Annotated in this window: 4 protein-coding genes; 2 read left to right on the top strand and 2 right to left on the bottom strand. The window is 76.5% G+C overall.

Annotation, left to right across the window (positions count from 1 at the left end):
• Positions 1-750, bottom strand: a 750-nt coding sequence (locus NCC78_RS29150) for a hypothetical protein (RefSeq protein WP_250798551.1), incomplete at its 3' end; no start/stop codon positions are given.
• A 179-nt stretch (positions 751-929) separates the two neighbouring features.
• Between NCC78_RS29150 and NCC78_RS29145 the strand changes: the two genes are divergently transcribed.
• The gene (locus NCC78_RS29145) at positions 930-1,598 is read left to right on the top strand and encodes a class I SAM-dependent methyltransferase (protein WP_250798550.1); all 669 of its coding nucleotides are present in this window, start codon (positions 930-932) and stop codon (positions 1,596-1,598) included.
• Between the two features lie 9 nt (positions 1,599-1,607).
• A complete protein-coding gene (locus tag NCC78_RS29140; protein WP_250798549.1) occupies positions 1,608-2,771 on the top strand; it encodes a cytochrome P450 in 1,164 nt (387 codons plus the stop codon).
• Between the two features lie 93 nt (positions 2,772-2,864).
• Here NCC78_RS29140 and bioD read toward each other — a convergent pair whose 3' ends face one another.
• Complete coding sequence (gene bioD / locus NCC78_RS29135) at positions 2,865-3,566, bottom strand: dethiobiotin synthase (RefSeq protein ID WP_250798552.1); 702 nt, start codon at positions 3,564-3,566, stop codon at positions 2,865-2,867.
• Positions 3,567-3,720: the final 154 nt, after the last annotated feature.

Raw genomic sequence — 3,720 nt, 5'->3', positions numbered from 1 at the left:
GGTCAGGTGGCGCAGCCGGAGCAGCAGACCCACCCCGAGCGAGAGCAGCAGCCCGCCGAGCAGGAACGCCGCCTGCACGATGCCGAACCCCCCGGACCGCGCCACCGGCCGGCCCGCCCCGGCCGCCGGGGGCACCTCGGCGACCGGCTCGTCGGTCGGCGCGGCCTCCTCGGTCTCCTCCACCGCCGGTTCCGTGGGCTCCACCGCGGTCCCGCTGGGCTCCGGCGCCCCGCCCGGGGTGGCCGTGGCGCCCGACCCGACCACCGACCGGGTGGCCGTCTGCCGGGACAGCAGCCGCAGGCTCGCGTCGTACGCCTCCGCCTCGAGGGTGACCCGGCCCCGGGTGACGTCCTCGTCGAAGGCCACCCGATAGCGCGCGGTGACCGTCCGGTCCCGGCAGAGCGTGCCGGGGTCGAGCTGCCGGTCGGTCAGCCGGGCCACGTCCCCCTCGGTCCGGATCTCCAGCGGGAAGGAGCCGGTCTCCTCGACCCGGTCCATCTTCACCTGGTCCAGCCGAATGCCCTGCACCCGCAACACCATCGACCAGCGGACCTTGACACAACCACCGTCGTCGCGGGACACCACGGCGGAAACGGTCTCCACCTGGTCGCCGGCGGTGAACTCCGCCGGCAGGCCGCTCAGCTCGGTGGCGAAGGCCGCCCGCGCGGGCGTGGCCGCGGCCAGACCCACCCCGGTCAGACAGGCCAGCACCACCCCGGCCCGCACCGCGTACCGCCACACCGTCGCCACCGTTGTGCCCTCCCGTCGGTCGCCTCCACCCCGCAACGCTAGGAGCGCGCCGGGACAGCCGGTAGACGGGCGTGTTGGCACGGATCGCCAAGCGCGGGGGTGCCTTTCACCGACAGTGGTGAACCGGTCACCGCCGACCCGCGACACGCCGGGGTGGGGCGGCGGGAGAGAATCGGCGGGTGTCCGAGCTCTCCACCGCCTTCGTCCGGCTGCACGCCAGCCTCACCCCGGTCGCCTTCGTCCCCGAGGTGCGGCTGCACCAGGCGGACGACGCGATCGGGCTGTGGGAGCTGACCGAGGGCGAGTTCCGCAGCGCGCAGCCCCCGCCGTTCTGGGCCTTCGCCTGGGCCGGTGGACAGGCGCTGGCCCGTTACGTCACCGACCATCCGGAGCTGGTCGCCGGCCGCCGGGTGCTCGACCTGGCCTCCGGCTCCGGCCTGGTGGCCATCGCCGCCGCGCGGGCCGGCGCCGCCGCCGTCCGCGCCGTCGAGGTCGACGAGCTGGCCGTCGCGGCGGTCGCGGTCAACGCCAAGGCCAACGGGGTACGCGTCGACGCGGAGCTGGGCGACATCCTCGACGGTGACGCGGGCGGGGCCGAGGTGGTGCTCGCCGGTGACGTCTTCTACAGCGCGGCGATGGCGCAGCGGATGCTGCGGTTCCTGCTCCGGGCCACCCGGGCCGGCGCCCGGGTGCTGGTCGGCGACCCCGGTCGGGCCTTCCTCCCCCGCGAGCGCTTCGACGAGCTGGCCGCCTACGACGTGCCGGTGCCAGAGACGCTGGAGAGCGTACGGGTGAAGCGCACCACGGTGTGGCAGCTACGCGCCGGGCTGCCGGGGGCGGCCGGCTAGCGTGTCGGCGTGCTGTTCCGGAGCTGGGCGGAGGCCGCCGACGCCCGGTGGCCCGACGTGGCCCGCGTCGCCGACCACGTGGGCGTCACGCACCTCGTGGTCACCCGGCACGCGCTGGTCCGGCAGGTGCTCACCGACCCGGCCACGTACCGGCCGGACAACGCCCTGGACGCGGTGACCCCGATCCCGGTGGCCGCGCTGCGGGTGCTGGCCGGGCACCGGTTCCGGCTCCCGCCGACCCTGGCGAACAACGGTGGCGCCAGCCACCCGGGGATCCGCGCCGTCGTCGCCGACGCGCTGCACCCGACCCGGGTCGCCGCCCAGCGGCCCTGGCTGACCGGCCTGGTACGCGAGCGCGTCGCCACCGTCACCGCCGCGCTGGACGCCGGCGCGCCGGCCGACCTGCACGCCGAACTCGTCGCCGACCTGCCGCTGCTGGTGCTGGCCCGCCTGGTCGAGTTGCCGGACGCCCCGGTCGGCGCGGTCAAGGAGTTCGCCCGGGCCGCGCTGGAGCTGTTCTGGGCGCCGCTGGACGCCGACCGGCAGGAGGCGCTCGCGGTGGAGGTCGGCCGGTTCCACCGGGTGCTGCGGGACTTCGCCGCGACCGGCGGCGGAATGGCCGCCGCGCTGCGGGCCGCCGGGCACCCGCCCGACGTGGTGGTCGGTGCGCTGTTCTTCCTGCTGGTCGCCGGCCAGGAGACCACCTCCCAGTTCCTCACCCTGCTGCTGCACCGGCTGACCGGTGAACCGCAGGTGCTCGCCGGGCTGCGTGCCGGCACGATCGCCCCCGCCGACGTGGTCGAGGAGGGACTGCGGTTGGAGCCGCCGATCGTGACCTGGCGGCGGGTGGCCGCGGTCGACACCACGCTGGGCGGGACGGCGGTGCCCGCGGGCACGAGCCTGGTGCTCTGGCTGGCCCGCGCCGGCCGGGACCCGGCGGTCGTGGACGCCCCCGACGAGTTCCACCCGGGGCAGCGGGGGTCGCGCCGCCACCTGGCCTTCGGGGCGGGCGCGCACCGCTGCGTCGGCGACCAGCTCGCCCGGATGGAGGCGGCGGTGGTGGTCGAGGAGGTGGCCCCACTGCTGGACGCGGTGGCCGTCGTCCGCCCGCCCTGGTGCCCCGACAACCTGACCTTCCGCATGCCCGACGCCTTCGTCGTGCGCCGCGGCTGACCCGGCCCGCCGCGGCTGACCCGGGCCGCCGCGGCTGACACCCGGGGCAGCTGGTGGTGCGCGCAAGGGCGGGTACCGACGAAGGTCAGGTGCTCAGAGTTCCTCGGCCCAGGCCCGCCAGTCGTCCAGCACCCCGTACAGCGCCGGGGTGAGCCAGCCGGGGGCCGAGCGGCGGAACACCCCGGGGTCCATCGCACCGGCTCCGGTCGGCAGCGCGCCGAGCAGGTCGGGCACCAGCTCGGTCAGGTTGGCCCAGTGCACCAGCTCCGGCTCGGCCGGCCAGGAGCCGATCACCACACCTGCGGGCACCGCCCGGCGTTCCAGGGCCTCCAGGGTGAGCGCGGTGTGGTTGAGCGTGCCGAGCCCGGCCCGGGCCACCACCACCGCCGGGCAACCGAGCGACACCGCCAGGTCGGCGACGGTCCAGGGCTCCCCCGACGGGCGCAGCCCCATCGGCACGAGCAGCCCGCCCGCCCCCTCGACGAGCACCAGGTCGTGCTTCTCGGCTTCCTCGCGGACCGCGTCGACGGCGGTGTAGAGCTCCAGCGGCTCCAGCTCGGCGACCCGGGCCGCGGCCAGCGGGGCGAGCGGGTCCGGGAAGCTGGCCAGGGTGCGGCCGGTCAGCGGGGCGGCCAGCCGGGTGACGGAGTCGACGTCGCCGGGCTCACCGGTGGCCGTACCGGTCTGGCCGGGTTTGATCACCGCGACCCGTAGGCCGGCTGCCTGCGCGGCGGCCGTGATCGCCGCGGTCACCACGGTCTTGCCGACCTCGGTGTCGGTGCCGGTCACCAGCACCGGCCCCCGCCACGGCACGGCCGTCACGGCGCCACCCCAATTCGCGACTGCGGGGCTCGCAGACCCGGCTCACTCCTCGCGCCCACGGGGCACACCCCACGATGACCTCCAGGGCCCGTTCGAAGTCCGCCCGGGGCACCCCCGCGCCGATGGG

The sequence above is a fragment of the Micromonospora phytophila genome (genome assembly GCF_023656545.1).
Taxonomy (GTDB): domain Bacteria; phylum Actinomycetota; class Actinomycetes; order Mycobacteriales; family Micromonosporaceae; genus Micromonospora; species Micromonospora phytophila.
The sequence above is the reverse complement of the archived record's forward strand: the minus strand, read 5'-3'. Positions and strand labels throughout refer to the sequence as shown.